General features: G+C 60.7%; 1 protein-coding gene. It reads right to left on the bottom strand.

Features of this window, described 5'->3' with window-relative positions; genetic code table 11:
- Positions 1-45: 45 nt before the first annotated feature.
- A complete protein-coding gene (locus ACPUC7_RS06640) occupies positions 46-17,958 on the bottom strand; it encodes an Ig-like domain-containing protein (RefSeq protein ID WP_494922247.1) in 17,913 nt (5,970 codons plus the stop codon).
- Positions 17,959-18,015 lie beyond the last annotated feature (57 nt).

Raw genomic sequence — 18,015 nt, 5'->3', positions numbered from 1 at the left:
GGGCACATCCCTGTGCCCTACAGCATCCCTGCGTCACATAGCGATTTAAGCCGTGTGGTTTTGGTGCGGTTGTTGCAGCAGTTCCTCCAGTGAAACGTTCACACCTTCCAGCGTAATCAATTGGGTGCTGCTGTAACCCGTTCCGGTACCATCACGGTCTATTGAGACCACCGTATTGCCATCTGAAGTATGATCCACTTTCACGAAATCATTAATATTACTTGTGGAATCATTCCAACCAATTAGCAAGTTACTGACATCAATTTTGTCGCCTTGCGCAACATTGAAGTCGGTCCAGGTATCGTGACCGTTACCGCCGGTAGCATCTGCACTCGCCAACAAGTGATACACCAACGTATCCGCACCCGCGCCACTGGTGATGGTGTCGTCATAAGCACCACTGGTTAGCGTGTCAGCCCCTGCGGTGCCTGTGATGGTTGGATGGAGATCAATGGTGAACGAGTGCGTGGTGATGGTGCCATCGGTCGCCGCCAGGGTGTAACTGAACACCTCTTTATGCGTCAGCGATTGTCCATCTACGCCCGCATTCAGTGAGTAAGTGTAGTTACCGTTGGCCGCAATACTCAGCACGCCAAAATCACCGGCAATCGAGGTATTCCCCACGCTGTGAACCGTAGTAATATCACCGTGTTCATTAGTGATGCTCAAGGTTCCGGTATGGGTACCGCTCGATGTACCGTAGATGCTGCCGCTGGCATCGTGATCCGTCGTGGCTTCAGCAAACAGACTGTTTGCCGTCAGCAACGTGGTCGCCGGGCCGTTATGCAACGTCACGGTCAAGGTGGCTGAAGTCACTACGCCATGCGAATCCGTCACGGAATAAGTGAAGGTATCGGTCGTCGGCAGTGAAGAGACCGACAGCCCGGCTTTCAGCGCATAGGTGTAGTTACCGTGCGAATCGATGGTCAAGGTACCGTAGGTGGTGTTGATCACCGTGTTGCCCGACGCCGCCACGCCCTGACCAGAAACCACGCTCACCGCCGTACCGGTTGGCACCGTACCAGCCACCGAACTGGTGTCGTTGGCCAGCAAGTTGCCGGTAACGGTGGAGGCCACGGTCACTGCCGCCAAGGTGGTATCGGTAACCGTGGTGATGGTGGTGGACGGCAACAGCGCAATCCCGCCGCTCGAACCAATCACCACTGCATAGTTACCGGCTCCCAAGCCGCTGTAGCTGATGTTGGCACCGGTTTGCGTACCAATCGACAGCAAGGTGGTGGCGAGGTAGTTGTTGGTGACGCTTTTCAGCAACCACGTGCCATCAGACTGTTGTTGATAGAGGTACATCGCATAGGTGGATACCAACGCAATGCCGCCAACCGAACCATGCAGCGTGACCGAACGGGTATCGCCTGAACCGACGTTGAAGGTATAGGCGTTACCATTGGTCAGCACGCCAACACCCAGCACGGTACCGAGGTTGACGGTGGCCAGCGCAGCGTGGGAAACGCTGGTGGTGCCGTTGTTAACCGTGGCGGTGGTGGTGCTGTAATCGACTTCGCTGGCGTCGTTGGCGGCGACGATTTTAATCGCACCAATCAACGAAGCGCTGCTCGACACGTTACCCGCGCGGTCCGTTTGGGTGACTGACAGTGAAGCACCGGTGGTTTGTGCGGTACTCAGGCTCACCGACCAGCTGCCGCCGCTGCCTACAGTTGCGGTACCCAGCGCGTTACCGCCAGAATCACGCACCGTGACGGTTGCGCCCACTTCACCGCTACCGGTCACCGTAGTACCAGTGTCGTTGATCGCCAGTGCAGTGACTGCCGCCGGTGGAACGGTATCGATATTCACCGTTACCGCAGTGTTGCCGGTGCTGACGTTACCCGCCGCATCAGTCACCGTCACGCTAAGTGGATGCGCGCCGTTAGCCAGTACCGCCGTGGTGTAACTCCATGTGCCGCCTGCGCCGACCGTCACGGAACCGAGTGCCACTGCACCATCGTAGATGGTAACAATCGCGCCGACTTCCGCCGTACCGTTCAGTACTGGCGTGGTGTCGCGGGTGTACGCGCCATTGGTCAATGTCACCGGCGTGCTGCCGCTGTCATCCCTGATGGTGAGCGTACTCGCCGCCGGCGCCACAGTATCAATGGTCAAGGTGGTTGAGGCGTTCGGGCTAACGTTGCCCGCCGCATCGGTTTGCGTCACGTTCAGCGTATGCGTGCCGTTGCTCAGCGTACCGGTGATGAAGCTCCATGTGCCGTTGCTGCCCACTGTGGTGGTACCCAGCAAGGTACTGCCGTCATACACGCTGACGCGCGCCCCCGCTTCGCCGTTACCGGTCAACAGCGGTGTGCTGTCGTTGGTGACGCCGTTATTCGGGATGGTGATCGCCGTGCTGCCGTTGTTGTTGGCTGCCACCAAACTGGTGACCGCTGTCGGTGCCACGGTATCGATAATCACCGACGCCGAAGTGGTGCCGCTGACGTTACCCGCAGTATCGGTCACGGTGACGTTGATCGGATGCGTACCCTGTGTCAGCGTGGCGGTGGTGAAGGTCCACGCGCCGTTGCTGCCCGCAATCACCGTACCCAACAAGGTGCTGCCATCGTAAATCGACACGCGACTGCCCGCTTCCGCCGTTCCGCTCAGCGTTGGCGTGTTGTCGTTAGTGGAACCGCCGCTCGGCACCACGGTGTTGGTGATGTCGTTGGTGATCACCAGCGTTGAAGCATTCGGTGCCACAGTATCCACGGTGATGGAAACCGTCGCCGAGGCAGCACTGGTGTTGCCCGCTGCATCGGTCACCGTCACGCTCAGTGGATGCGTACCGTTGCTCAAGGTCGCGGTGGTGAAGGTCCACGCGCCGGTGTTGCTGGCGGTTACCGATCCCAGCACGGTGCTGCCATCGTAGATGGTAACAATCGCGTTGGCTTCAGCCGTGCCGCTCAGGGTTGGCGTGGCGTCATCGGTGACCGCACCGTTCGCCAGTGGTCCCTGAATGCTGCCGACGTCATCGGTGATCACCAGATTGTTGACCGGATTCGGTGCCACGGTATCGACGGTGAGCGTGGTCGAGGCGTTCGGGCTAACGTTGCCCGCCGCATCGGTCGCCGTCACATTGATCGTGTGCGGACCGTTAGCCAGCGTGGTAGAGACGAAGCTCCAGGTGCCGTTGCTGCCCACCGTGGTGGTGCCCAACAGGGTGGAACCGTCATACACGCTGATTTTCGCGCCAATCTCACCCGAGCCGGTCAACAGCGGCGTGTTGTCGTTGGTGACACCATTATTCGGAATGGTGACCGCCGTACTGCCGTTGTTGTTGGCGGCCACCAGATTGGTGACTGCCGCCGGAGGCGTGGTATCGATAATCACCGACGCCGAGGTGCTGCCGCTGACGTTACCGGCCGCATCGGTCACCGTGACGCTCAATGGATGCGTGCCGGTGGTCAATACTGCGGTAGTGAAGGTCCACGCACCGTTGCTGCCCGCAATCGCGGTACCCAACAGCGTGCTGCCATCGTAGATCGACACGCGACTGCCCGCTTCCGCCACACCGCTCAGGGTTGGTGTGTTGTCGTTGGTCGCGCCACCGCTCGGCACCACCGTGTTGGTGTTGTCGTTGGTGATCACCAGCGTCGAAGCATTCGGTGCCACGGTATCCACGGTGATGGAAACGGTGGCCGACGCCGCGCTGGTGTTACCGGCGGCATCTTTCACCGTGACACTCAGTGGATGCGTGCCGTTGCTCAAGGTGGCGGTGGTGAAGCTCCACGCACCGGTACCGCTGGCAGTGACCGATCCCAACACCGTGCTGCCATCGTAGATGGTGACAATGGCGTTGGCTTCTGCGGTACCGCTCAGCGTTGGTGTGGCGTCATCGGTGACAGCGCCATTGGCCAGTGGTCCCTGAATGGTGCCGACATCATCGGTAATCACCAGATTGGCAACCGGAGCCGGAGCCACCGTATCAATGGTGAAGCTGATAGAAGCATTCGGGCTGACGTTGCCCGCCGTATCCACCGCCGTCACATTGAAGGTGTGCGCACCGTCAGCAATCGTTGGTGCGGTGAAGCTCCAACTGCCGTTGCTGCCCGCCGTGACGGAACCGATGATGCTGGTGCCATCACGGATGATCACCGTGCTACCGGCTTCTGCCGTGCCGCTCAACGCAGGCGTATTGTCATTGGTGCTGCCACCCGCGGCAATCGCCACTGGCGTACTGCCGTTGTTATTGGCTGCGGCCAGGCCAGAAACCGCCACCGGCGGCACGGTATCAATAATCACCGTGGCGGCGGTGCTGCCGCTGACGTTACCCGCCGCATCCGTTGCGGTCACGCTGATAGGGTGTGAACCCTGGCTCAGCGTGGTGGTGGTGAAGGTCCATGCGCCATTGCTGCCAGCGATCGCCGTGCCCAACAGCGTGCTGCCATCGTAGATGGAAACACGGCTGCCCGCTTCCGCCACACCACTCAGGGTTGGCGTGCTGTCGTTGGTGTAACCGCCATTCGGCACCACCGTACTGGTGTTGTCGTTGGTGATCACCAGCGTTGAGGCGTTCGGCGCGACGGTATCCACGGTGATGGAAACCGGCGTGGTCGCTGCGCTGGTGTTGCCTGCCGCATCTTTAACTGTGACGCTGAGTGGATGTGTGCCGTTGCTCAAGGTAGCGGTGGTGAATGTCCAGCTACCGTTGCCCGCTGCAACCACCGAACCAATCGCCGTTGAACCGTCGAAGATGGTGACAATCGCGCCCGCTTCTGCCGTACCACTTAATGTCGGTGTGGCATCATCCGTCACTGCCCCATTCGCCAGCGGTCCATTGCTGGTGCCGACATCGTCGGTAATCACCAGATTGGTAACCGGATTCGGTGCCACGGTATCCACGGTCAAGGTCAGTGAAGCATTTGGACTGACGTTGCCCGCCGCATCTCTGGCGGTGATGTTGAAGGTGTGCACACCATCAGCCAGCGTAGGCGTTGTGAAGCTCCACGCGCCGTTGCTGCCCGCGACCACCGAACCAATAATGCCGGTGCCATCACGGATAATGACCGTGCTGCCCGCTTCGGCGGTACCGCTCAGCGCTGGTGTGTTGTCGTTGGTGCTGCCACCAGCGGCAATCGCCACAGGCGTGCTGCCGTTGTTGTTGGCTGCGGCCAATCCGCTAACCGCTACCGGTGCCACGGTATCAATAATTACCGTAGCCGCCGTGCTGCCGCTGACATTACCGGCGGCATCCGTGACCGTCACGCTGAGTGGATGCGAACCTTGCGTTAAGGTTGTAGTGGTGAAGCTCCATGCGCCGGAACCGTTGGCAATCGCGGTGCCCAGCAGCGTGCTGCCATCATAAATCGACACGCGACCGCCCGCTTCCGCCGTACCGCTCAAGGTTGGCGTGCTGTCGTTGGTGGCACCGCCGTTTGGCACTACCGCGCTGGTGACATCGTTAGTCACCACCAGCGTGGCGTTGGCCGGAGCCACAGTATCAACGTTGACGGTGAAGTTGGTCGCGGTGCTGGTGTTACCTGCGCCATCGCGCACCGTCACACTCAGCGGATGTGAGCCTTCGCTCAATGCCGCCGTGGTGAAGGTCCACGCGCCGGTGCCATCAGCCACCACCGAGCCAAGCACGGTGCTGCCTTCCGAGATCACCACCACATTACCTGCGGTGGCCGTACCGGTCAGCGTTGGGGTGTTATCATCGGTTGACGCGCCGTTGGTTAATGGCCCCTGCGTTGCGCCGACATTGTCAGACACCACCAGGTTCGCCACCGGCGTTGGTGCGGTAGTGACAATGGTCAGCGCCAGCGACGCATTCGGGCTAACGTTGCCCGCTGCATCAGTCGCAGTGACGTTGAGGGTATGCGGACCATCGGCCAGCGTGGTGGAGGTGAAGTTCCACGCGCCGTTGCTGCCCGCGGTGACAGAACCGAGCAGCGTGCTGCCATCGTAAATCTTCACGATGCTGCCCGCTTCGGCAGTACCGCTCAGCGCTGGCGTGTTGTCGTTGGTGCTGCCACCCGCGGCAATCGGTACCGGCGTGCTGCCGTTGTTGTTGGCCGCGGCCAATCCGCTAACGGCGGTCGGTGCCACGGTATCAACAATCACCGTTGCAGTGCTGGATGCCACACTGGTATTACCGGCGGCATCTGTCACGCGCACGGTCAGTGGATGGCTGCCTTCACCCAATACGCCAGTGGTGAAGCTCCATGCGCCAGAACCGTTGGCAATCGCAGTGCCCAGCAAGGTGGTGCCGTCGTAGATGCTGACCGTACCGTTAGCTTCTGCGGTACCACTCAGCGTTGGCGTGTTGTCGTTGGTGGAACCGCCGTTCGGCACTACGGTGCTGGTAACATCGTTGGTGACCACCAAGGTCGAGGCGTTTGGCGCCACAGTATCGATGGTGAGGTTAACCGCTGCCGAACGCGCGCCGACATTGCCCGCCGCATCGGTGACCGTCACGCTCAACGCATGCCCGCCCTGGCTGAGGGTTGGCGAGGTGAAGCTCCACGCGCCGGTGCCGCTGGCGGTGGTAGAGCCGATCACGGTGTTGCCATCATAAATGGTGACAATGCCATTCGGTTCAGTGGTACCGGTCAGCTGCGGCGTGCTGTCGTTGGTGCTGCCGTTATTTGCAATCGGGATCGGCGTGCTGCCATTGTTATTGGCGGCTGCCAAATCGGTTACAGCGGCTGGCGCAACGGTATCGACGTTGATGGTGATCGCTGGCGATTGCACACCATTGTTGCCTGCCGGATCGGTCACCAGTACAGAGATTGAGTGCTGACCATCAAGCAAGGTTGGCGTAAAGGTCCACTGACCATTTGCGCCCACTGTTACACTGCCGATTTCCGTCGAGCCATCGAGAATCCTGACGATATTTCCTTCAGTGGATTGCCCGCTCAGCACTGGCGTGCTGTCTTTGGTGTTCGCGCCGTTGGTCAGATTAACCAGCGTGCTACCGCTATCATCGGTAATCTCCAACGTTGAGGTTGCTGGTGGCAGATTCGCCTCGATATTTAGCGTAAACGCCGGACTCACCGAACTGACGTTACCTGCCACATCGGTGACGGTGAAGGTAAAGCTATGCACCCCGTTGGAGAGCGCAGTGCCTGGCGTGAAGCTCCAGTTGCCGCCGGTAGCGGTAACCGTACCCAACAGCGTGCTGCCATCGTAAATCGACACTTTGCTGCCCGCTTCAGCCGAGCCACCAAAGGTCGGCGTGCTGTCATCGGTGGTTGCACCTGAAAGCAGTGGACCCGTTGTGCCCCCCACATCATCCGTTGCGGTAACACCGCTCACTGGATCGGGTGCCACGGTATCAACAATCACGGTGATAGCAGACGATGCTGGTCCAGTGGTGCCCGCGGCGTTGGTCACTGACACCGTGAAGGTGTGTGAACCTTCGCCACGCACGCTGGTTTCGTAGCGCCACACGCCGTTATCCGCCACCGTAGTGGTGCCGAGCAGCGTTGAACCGTCAAAGATATTGATGGTCGTGCCCGCGACGCCGGTTCCGCGCAACACTGGCGTGTTGTCGTTGGTTTCGCCGCCGTTCGCGACCTGTACCGCCGTGGTATTGGCGTTGTTGTAGACGCCAAAGGTCAGCACCGCAGCTGGGGTTGAGGTATCAACCGTCAGCGCTATCGAGGTGTTGGAACTGACGTTGCCCGCCGGATCGGTCACTGACACATTCAAGGTATGTGCCGCGTTCGACAAGGCGGTGGTGGTGATGCTCCACGAGCCGTCACTGCCCGCGACCACCGAACCGACTGCGGTCGTGCCGTCATACACGGTGACCAGTGCGCCAGCTTCTGCCTTGCCGCTGACCACTGGCGTGCTGTCGTTAGTGATACCACCACTTGGAATGGTCACCGGCGTGCCGTTGTTGTTTTGCAGCAACAAGTCCGTGACCGGCTGCGGCGGTGTAGCATCAACGATCACCGTAAAGCTTGAGCTAGGCGCGCTGACGTTGCCAACTTCATCGGTAACGGTCGCCGTCAGCGTATGGCTACCATCGGTTAAGGCCGGAGAGCTGAAACTCCAGGTTCCGCCGGTAATCGCCGTGGTAGAACCAATAATCGTGGTGCCATCATAGATAGTGACAATGCTGCCCGCTTCGGCGGTCCCACTCAGCAACGGCGTGTTGTCGTTGGTCAGCGCACCGTTCGGCACATTGACTGGCGTACTGCCATTGTCGTTCTGCACCACCAGCGTCGCGACTGCTGGCACGGTGGTATCGACGGTGAAGCTGATTGCCGGTGACGCTGGGCTGACGTTACCCGCCGCATCCACCACGGTGGTGGTCAAGCTGTGCGGACCGTCATCCAAGGTCGGCGACATGAAGCTCCATTGCCCGTTGCTACCCACCGAGGTGCTGCCCAGTACGGTCGCGCCATCGCGGATAAACACTGTAGCGCCCGGCTCAGCATTACCGCTGAGGAATGGCGTGTTGTCATTGGTGAAGCCGTTGTTGGCAATCGCTACCGGCGAAGTGCCTTCGTCGTTGCTGACCACAATGCTGCTGGCGGCAATCGGTGCGGTGGCATCGATGACTGCGCTGATAGTGGTTGGCGCGCTGACGTTGCCGGCGCTATCGGATGCCGTGACGCTGAAGGTGTGCGTGCCATCCGTCAAAGCAGCCGGCGGCGTGAAGCTCCAGGTACCGCCAGTGCCGACGGTGACCGATCCCAGCACACCATTCTGATCAGAGATGGTGATGATGCTGCCCGCTTGTCCTGAACCACTCAGCGTTGGCGTGTTGTCGTTGGTCAGACCGCCGTTCGGAATGTTGACCGGTGAGGCGGCATTATTGTCGTTGGTCAGCGTCAGCTCAGATGCGGCTGGCGGAGCCACGGTATCCACGGTGACAGTAATGGTGCTGCTGGGTCCGCTGGTGTTACCCGCCGCATCACGTACGGTGACGCTGAGGTTATGCGTACCGTCGGTCAGCGTTGGTGAGAAGCTCCAGCTACCAGAGGCATTGGCGGTGGTGCTGCCCAACACGTTGCTGCCATCCGAGACAATCACGATGCTGTTGGCTTCCGCCGTACCGCTCAGCAACGGCGTGCTGTCGTTGGTGGTGCCGTTATTAGCAATCGGCAGCGGCGTGCTGCCGTTGTCATTGCTCAATGCCAGGCCAGTCGCCACACCCGGCGCGACGTTATCGACATTAATGGTGGTGGTTGGCGAGTTGGCGCTGGTGTTACCGGCCAAATCGCTGACGGTGACGCTCAGGTTGTGCGCGCCCTGACCCAACGTTGGCGTAGTGAAGCTCCAGTTGCCGTCGCTGCCGGTGGTCACTGAACCGAGCAAGGTGGTGCCATCGTAAACTTTCACGATGCTGCCCGCTTCGGCCGAACCGGTCAGCTGCGGCGTGGTGTCGTTGGTCGCGCCGTTATTGGCAATCGGCACCAGCGAACTGCCTTCGTTGTTGTTGACGGTCACGCCCGCAGCCGGCGCTGGCGTCACGGTATCGACGTTGATGGTGACCGCAGGCGAATTCGGGCTGACGTTACCGGCCGGATTGGTCACGGTGATGCTCAATGGGTGACTGCCATCCAGCAAGGTGTTGGTGGTGAAGCTCCATGCACCTTGCGCGTTGGTGGTCACGCTGCCAATCGCATTGACGCCATCGTAGATGGTCACCACGCTATTCGCCGTGGCGGTACCGCTCAGCGCTGGCGTGTTGTCGTTGGTGTAGCCACCGTTCGGCACCAGCACATCGGTCTGACCGTTGTTATTGTTGACGACAAAATCAGTGGTCGGCGGCACAGCGGTGTCCACTGTTACCGAAATCACGCTGCTGGCTGGCCCGACGTTGCCCGCCGCATCGGCAGCCCGCACGCTGAGGTTGTGCGCGCCATCGGTCAATGGTTGGGTGGTGAAGTTCCATGCGCCGGTGGTGGCGTTAGCCTGCACCGAACCAATTGCCGTGGTGCCATCGTAGATGGTGACAATCGCGCCCGCCTCCGCGGTACCGCTCAGGGTTGGCGTGTTGTCATTGGTCAAGCTGCCAATGGTGGTACCGGCGTCATTTTTCGCCACCAAATCAGTGACGGCAACCGGTGCGACGGTATCAACGGTAAAGGCAATCGCCGTTGAAGCCGGGCCCACGTTGCCCGCCGGATCGGTCACCGTCGCCGTCAGGCTATGGCTGCCCTCACCCAGCGCGGTGTTTGGCGTGAAGCTCCACTTGCCATCGCTGCCGACCGTAGCGGTGCCGAGAACGGTGCTGCCGTCACGAATGGTGACGGTGCTGCCCGCTTCAGCCGTGCCACCAAAGGTTGGCGTTGAGTCGTTGGTGCTGCCGCCCGCCGCAATCGCGACCGGCGAACTGCCGTTGTTGTTGTCCAGCGTAATCGCGCTTGGTGCCACCGGCGGCGTGAGATCGACGGTGAAGTTAAGCGCCGCCGATGGTGCGCTGACGTTGCCTGCGGCATCGGTGACGGTGGTGGTCAAACTGTGCGCGCCTTCACCCAATGCCGGTGAAGTGAAGCTCCATTGACCGCTGCTGCCCACCAGCACTGAACCTAGCGTGGTGCTGCCATCCGAGATGCGCACCACGCTGCCCACTTCGGCAGTACCGCTCAATACTGGCGTGGTGTCATTGGTTGATCCACCAGCGGCAATCGGCACTGGCGTGCTGCCGCTGTCATTGCTGAGTTGCAATTCAGCCGCCGCCGTTGGTGCCTGAGTATCAACGGTGAAGGTGATCGCCGTAGAGGCTGCGCTGCTGTTGCCCGCCGCATCGGTCACGGTCGCTGTCAGGCTATGCGAGCCTTGGCTGAGTGCCGGTGTAGTGAAGCTCCATGCGCCGCCGGTGCCAACAATCGCCGTACCAAGAATGGTGCTGCCATCGCGAACCGTAACGGTGCTACCCACTTCGGCGGTGCCGCTCAATACTGGCGTGGTGTCATTGGTCGCCCCACCAGATGGGATTGGCGTTGGCGTGCTGCCTTGATCGTTATTCAACACCACATCGGCAGCCACTGGCGGCGGCGTGGTATCGACGGTGAAGGCCAGCGCTGGCGAGGTTGGACTGACGTTACCTGCCGCATCGGTCACGGTGGTGGTCAAACTGTGTGGACCGCTGCCCAACGGCGTAGCTGGCGTGAAGCTCCAGTTGCCATCGGTGCCCACCGTTACGCTGCCAAGAATGTCGCCATTATCGCGTACCGTTACCACGCTGCCCGCTTCCGCTGAACCGCTTAACACCGGCGTGGTGTCGTTGGTTCTGCCATCGGCGGCAATCGCAACTGGCGTGCCGCTGCTGTCATTGCTGAGTTGCAGTCCGCTGGCTTCTGCTGGCGCAGTGGTATCTACGGTGAAGGTGATCGGGGTTGAAGCCGCGCTGCTGTTACCTGCCGGATCGGTGACGGTGGTGGTCAGACTATGGCTGCCATCGCCCAACGCCGGATTTGGCGTAAAGGTCCAGCTGCCGCCCGCGCCGACAACGGTGCTACCGAGAATGGTGGTGCCATCACGTACCGTAACGGTGCTGCCCACTTCCGCCGTACCACTGAGGGTTGGCGTGCTGTCATTGGTCAGCCCGCCCGTGGCAATCGCCGTACCGCCATCATTGCTGAGTTGCAGATCGCCGGAGGTCGCCGGAGCCTGGGTATCCACCGTGAAATTAATCGCGGTGGACGGATCGCTGACGTTGCCGGTTGGGCTCGTCACCGTGGTGGTCAAGCTGTGCGCGCCTTCGCTCAACGCAGGCGTGTTGAAACTCCAGGTGCCACCGCTGCCTACCACGACGGTGCCGAGCACGGTGCTGCCATCAAGAATAGTGACGGTGCTGCCCGCTGCGGCGGTTCCGCTGATCACCGGAGTGGTGTCGTTGGTGGCTGAACCCGAAGCGATAGGCACCGGCGTGCTGCCGTTATCGTTGTTGAGCGCCACGTTACCTGCCGCTGGCGGCTGCGTGGTGTCGATAGTGACTGCAATTGGCGTTGATGTCGGACCGACGTTGCCCGCTGCATCGGTCACCGTGGTGGTGATCGAATGCGGACCCGCGGCCAACGGATCGTTAGGTGTGAAGCTCCAACTGCCGTTGTTGCCGACGGTCACACTGCCGAGCACGGTACTGCCGTCACGCACGATAACAATACCGCCCGCTTCCGCCGTGCCGCTCAATACTGGCGTGGTGTCGTTGGTGGTACCGCCTGCGGCAATCGGCACTGGCGTGCCGCTGCTGTCATTGCTGAGTTGCAAGCCCGCCGCCGCTGCGGGTGGCGTGATATCCACCGTGACCACGATTGGCGTGGATGGCGAACTGGTGTTACCTGCAGGGCTGGTGACGGTAGCCGTCAGGCTGTGGCTGCCTTCATTCAGTGCTGGCGTAGTGAAACTCCAGCTGCCATCGGTACCGACAGTCGCGGTGCCCAGCACGGTGCCGCCATCAGAGACGGTGACGGTACTGCCTGCGGCGGCCGTGCCGCTCAATACCGGCGTGGCATCGTTGGTGGCCGTGCCGGTAATAGGCACTGGCGTACCGCTGCTGTCATTGCTGAGCTGCACGCCGGTCGGCGCTGGCGGCGCAGTGGTATCAATGGTGAAGACGATTGGCGTACTCGCGGTGCCGGTGTTGCCCGCCGCATCCGTCACGGTGGTGGTCAAGCTATGCTGACCAGCATCCAGTGTGGGTGAAGTGAAGCTCCAGTTACCGTCATTGCCGACAGTCGCAGTGCCGAGCACGGTGTTGCCGTCAGAAACGGTAACGATGCTACCCGGCTCGGCACGTCCGCTGAGCATTGGTGTGACATCATTGGTAACGCCGCCGGTAATCGGTACCGGCGTACCGCTGCCATCATTGCTAAGCACAATGCCGGTCGCGGCATCCGGTGGCGTGGTATCGACAATCACGATCACCACCGAACTGGCTGGGCCGGTATTGCCTGCCGCATCGGTCACGGTGGTGGTGAGATTGTGCTGTCCTTCCGTCAGCGGCGTGGTTGGCGTGAAGCTCCATGTGCCGTCGCTGCCCACGGTCGCCGTACCCAAGGTTGTGGTGCCATCGGTTACCGTGACGGTGCCGCCCGGTTCGCCGGTTCCGCTCAGGGTTGGCGTAGTGTCGTTGGTGCTGCCACCGGCGGCAACTGGCGTGCCGTCCTCATTGGTGATCTGTTGGTTGCCAGCCGCCGCTGGCGGTTGAGTGTCGACCGTTACGGTGACTGGCGTTGAGGCCGGTCCGGTGTTGCCCGCTGGATCGGTAACAGTAGAAGTCAGGCTGTGATTGCCATCGCTGAGCGGTGGTGTGGTGTAAGTCCAGGTGCCGTCGCTGCCGACCGTGGTGGTACCGAGCACGGTAGTGCCATCGGAAATGGTCACCGTGCTGTTTGGTTCACCGGTACCGGTCAAGGTTGGCGTGGTGTTATTGGTGCTCGCGCCATCCGGCAGCGTACCGCCGGTGCCGTCATCAATGCCGCCGATAGTCGGTGCGGCTGGCACCACGGTATCAATGGTGACATTGATAGTCGGCGAATCGGTAGTGATGTTGGTGTCTGGATTGGTAGCGGTGGCGTGGAACGCGTAATTACCATCCGCTAACGCACTTGGGGTAAAGCTCCACTGACCATTACTGCCTGCCACGGCGCTACCGATCACGTTGGTGCCATTGTAAATAGTGATCAAATAGCCCGCGCCCGCCAGCCCGCTGAGGATTGGCGTAGTGTCGTGGGTGCTGGAGTTATCAGGCAAATTAACCAGCGTGCTGCCGCTGTCGTCGGTGACCACAATCAAGCTGTTGGTGGCTGGTACGCCCGCATCGATATTCAGGTTGAATACCGGTGACGATGGACTGACGTTGCCCGCTGCATCGGTGACGGTGGTGGTCAAGGTGTGCTGGCCGTTGGTCAGCGCGTTGTCTGGCGTGAAGGTCCAACTGCCATTGCTGCCCACCGCCGCCGATCCCAGCAGCGTTGTGCCGTCATAGACGCGCACAATTGAGCCCGCTTCCGCAGTGCCGCTCAGGGTTGGCGTGCTGTCATCGGTGGTGGTGCCGGAAACCAATGGTCCGGTGCTGCTGCCGACATTATCGCTCACCACCAGGCCGCTGATGGCGGCTGGCGCGGTGGTATCGACGCTAAAGGCAATCGCAGGCGACGCCGGACTGACGTTGCCCGCGGCATCGCTCACGGTGGTGGTCAGGCTATGATTGCCCTCACCCAACGCGGGCGTGGTGAAGCTCCATTGACCGTTGCTGCCAACCGTCACGGTGCCGAGCAGCGTGGTGCCATCGTAAACCGATACTTTGCTGCCCGCTTCCGCGCTGCCGGTCAATACTGGTGTAGGATCATTGGTCGCGCTGCCTGCGGCGATCGGTTGCGTGGTGCTGCCGGTATCATTGTTCAGCTGCAATCCACTGGCGGTATCCGGCGCGATGGTATCGACAGTGATGTTGATGGTCGCTGTGTTAGTGACGTTGCCGTTGGCATCGGTAATGGTGCCATGCAAGGCGTGCGGACCATTGGATAAACCACTTAGGCGGAAAATCCATTGCCCATTGCTGTCGGCGGTGGTGCTGCCCAGTAAAGTGCTGCCGTCATACAGGGTGATGGTGTTGCCCGCACCGGCCAAGCCAGTTAATACCGGGCTGTCGTTGTTGGTGCTGCCGCCGTCGGTCAATTGCCCAACGGTGTTGCCATCCTCATCGGTAACTTCGAGCGAACTGGTGGCTGGCGGGATATCCGCTTCCACCACCACCACAATCGGTGGGCTGGCTGGGCCAACGTTGCCGGCAGTATCGGTCGCAGTAACGGTAAAGGTGTGACTGCCGTTGCTCAGCGAGGGCGAAGTGAAACTCCATGTACCATCGGTGCCCACCGTGGTATTACCGAGCAGTGTGGTGCCGTCATAAACGCTGATCAGCGCATTCGGCTCGCCGGTGCCGCTCAGCGTTGGTGTGCGATCGTCAGTGATATCGCCAGAGGTTAATGGACCCTGGCTGGCGCCAACATCATCGCTGATGACCAAATTACCAACGGCTGCCGGTGGCACAGTATCAACCGTGAAGGCAATCGCCGGTGACGCTGGGCCGGTGTTGCCAGCGGCATCGGTCACGGTGGTGGTCAGGCTGTGATTGCCTTCGCTCAACGCTGGCGTGGTGAAACTCCAGGTGCCGCCGCTGCCCACAATCGCGGTACCCAGCACGGTGGTGCCATCCAGCACGGTAACGGTGCTGCCCGGTTCAGCGGTGCCGCTCAACGCTGGCGTGTTGTCGTTAGTGGCTGCACCCGCCGCGATCGGTGTCACGGTGGTGCCGCTGTTGTTGCTGAGTTGCAGATCGCCCGCCGCCGCTGGCGCGACCGTATCAATGGTGATATTCAGCGTGACGGTGTTGGTTGGGTTGCCGCTGGTATCGGTGGTGACCGCGTGGAAAGCGTAAGTGCCGTCCGGCAATGAGGTTGGCGTGAAGCTCCATTGTCCGTCTGCGCCCGCCGTGGCCGTGCCGATCAGCGTACTGCCATTGTAGATCTGCACGGTGGCATTGGCGCTCGCCAATCCGCTGAGAACAGGCGTGACATCGTGCGTGCTTGAGCCGTCTGACAGCACTTTCAGCGTGCTGCCGCTGTCATCGGTGACTTGCAGCGAACTGGTGGTTGGCGGTAAACCGGCTTCAACGTTGACGATAAATCCGCTGGTCGCCAGGCTGACATTGCCTGCCGCATCGGTCACCGTTACGCTCAGCGTATGTGAGCCGTTGTTCAGTGCCGGTGTGGTGAAACTCCAGGTTCCATCGCTACCAACGGTGACGCTGCCCAGCAGCGTGCTGCCGTCATACACCTTGACGATGGCATTGGCTTCGCCGTTGCCGCTCAAGGTTGGCGTGTTGTCATCGGTGGTCGAGCCCGAGGCGAGTGGGCCTTGTACCGCACCAACGTTATCACTGACCACTAAATCGCTGGCACCGAGCGGTGCCTGGGTATCGACGGTGAAAGTAATCGCTGGGCTTGCCGGACCGACGTTGCCTGCCGCATCGGTCACGGTGGTGGTGATGCTGTGGCTGCCTTCCGACAGTGTCGGTGAGGTGAAGCTCCACTGGCCGTTGCTGCCAACGGTGGCGCTGCCGAGCACGAGGTTGCCATCTCGTACGGTAACGGTGCTGCCCGGTTCTGCCGTGCCGCTCAGCACCGGCGTGGTGGTATTGGTCGCGCCGCCGGAAGCAATCGGTTGAACCGTGCCGCTGTCGTTGTCGCTGAGTTGTACTCCGCCCGCCGCAGCAGGTGCCGCCGTATCCACGGTGATGGTGATAGTTGGCGTTTGAGTAACCGTGCCAGAACCATTATCGACTGACGCGTGGAAGGCGTAGGTGCCATCTGCCAGCGCTGACGGCGTGAAGTTCCATTGGCCATCGCTGCCTGCGGTAACGCTACCCAGCACCGTGCTGCCGTTATACAGGGTGATAATCGCGCCAGCTGTCGCCAGGCCGCTCAGGGTTGGCGTGGTGTCATGCGTGCTGCCGCCATTGCTGAGTTGTACCAGCGTGGTGCCGGAATCATCAGTGATTTCCAGCGAGGTGGTGGCCGGTGGCAGACCCGCCTGCACGGTGATTTCATAAGCGGAGGATGGCGGGCTGACGTTGCCTGCAGCATCGGTCAAGGTTACGGTCAAGCTGTGGCTGCCGTTGCTCAACGCTGATGTGGTGAAACTCCATGTGCCGTTGCTGCCCACCACGGCGGTGCCGAGCAAGGTAGTGCCGTCATACACGCTGACTACTGTGCCCGCTTCGCCGCTGCCGCTTAAGGTTGGCGTGTTGTCATCGGTGGTATTCCCGTTCGGCACTGTACCGGTATTTCCGCCGGAGTTATCGCTGACTAACAGATCGGTGACCGCCGCGGGTGCCTGGGTATCGACGGTGAAAGTGATGGTGGTCGGTGTGCTGCTGTTGCCCGCCGCATCGGTGGCGGTGATGCTCAGCGTGTGGCTGCCCTGGCTGAGTTCCGGACTGGTAAAGCTCCATGTGCCATTGGCACCGACTGTCACGCTGCCCAGCACGGTATCGCCATCGCGGATGGTGACGATGCTGCCGGCTTCAGCGCGGCCACTCAGCAGTGGCGTGGTGTCGTTGGTCGCGCCGCCATTGGTGATTGGCACCACGGTTGAACCGCTGTTGTTGGCCACGCTCAAGCTGCTAACGGCATCGGGCGGCACAGTATCCACGGTGAAGTTCACCGGATCAGACGCTGCGCTGGTGTTGCCCGCCGCATCGGTGGCGGTGACGGTCAGGCTATGCTGACCATCGCCAAGCGCTGGCGTGGTAAAGCTCCAGCGACCATCCGCGCCTGCGGTGACCGAACCCAGCAGCGTGCTGCCATCGTAAATACGGATAATCGCACCGGCTTCAGCGGTGCCGCTTAAGGTCGGTGTGTTGTCATCGGTAACAGCGCCCGTGGTGATCGCGCCTTGATAAGGGCCAACGTTATCGCTAACCACCAGATTGCTGACGGCGCTTGGCGGCGTGGTATCGCCACCGCCGTTATTGCCATTGTTGCCGCCGTTATTACCGCCGTTGTTGCCACCGTTATTGCCACCATTGTTGCCGCCGTCAGGATTACCCGGCGTGGCATTGCCGCCGCCACCGCCGCTGGAACCGGCAAACATCGCACCTAAACCAGCCAGTGCCGCGCCACCAATACCAAAGGCGGCGATAGTGCCGTCATTGGTGGTGTTTTCCGCTAACAAGCCTTCGGTGCTGTCGATGGAAACATACTGCATGCCTTCTGTGCCGGGATCTTCCACCCACCACATCGCACCGCGATCGTCTTGCAACACCAAATCGCTATCGCCATTGGGTGTATAAAAATTATGAATAACAACCACTTCACCAGACTTAGTGGTGACGACTAAATCATTACCATTGCGTGTGAAAGACTTAATATCAGCTTGATTAAGATGGAGCTTCACCACACTAGGAGCGGTCAAATTAACTTGATTGCCACTCAGCTCAGAAGCAACGGTTCCACCTTTAGGGGTTACTGAGATATTATTCATGTTATCGCGATCCCGCAGTTTCCATAAAAACGCCCGACATCCGCAGACACCGGCATT

This window comes from Pantoea sp. CFCC18179 (assembly GCF_059412405.1).
The sequence above is the reverse complement of the archived record's forward strand: the minus strand, read 5'-3'. Positions and strand labels throughout refer to the sequence as shown.